This is a genomic window from Microseira wollei NIES-4236 (assembly GCF_020521235.1).
Lineage (GTDB): Bacteria > Cyanobacteriota > Cyanobacteriia > Cyanobacteriales > Aerosakkonemataceae > Microseira > Microseira wollei.
The window spans coordinates 1-209 of record NZ_BLAY01000849.1 but is presented as its reverse complement, the minus strand read 5'-3'; the positions used below and the strand labels follow the sequence as shown (position 1 = coordinate 209).

Here is a 209-nt window from a genome sequence, read left to right as displayed (position 1 = left end):
TAATGCTGTTGTCGATCAAACTATAATCGCTGCCGTTACCTGCGGTGCCAGCGATGGCGTAGTTAACTGTGAGTGGGGAGGTGGTACTGCCGGTGCGGGTAAAGGTGAATTGTCCGGGGTTAAGTGCAATGCCGCTATCGGTTTCGCCAGCATTGGCGTCGCTGGCGGTGATGGTAACGATGGGTAAAGTATCGTTATCGGCAATATTC

The 209-nt window shown here is 52.6% G+C and carries 1 protein-coding gene; it reads right to left on the bottom strand.

Features of this window, described 5'->3' with window-relative positions:
• Positions 1 to 209, bottom strand: a 209-nt coding sequence (locus MiSe_RS50640) for a hypothetical protein (protein WP_226595183.1), incomplete at both ends; no start/stop codon positions are given.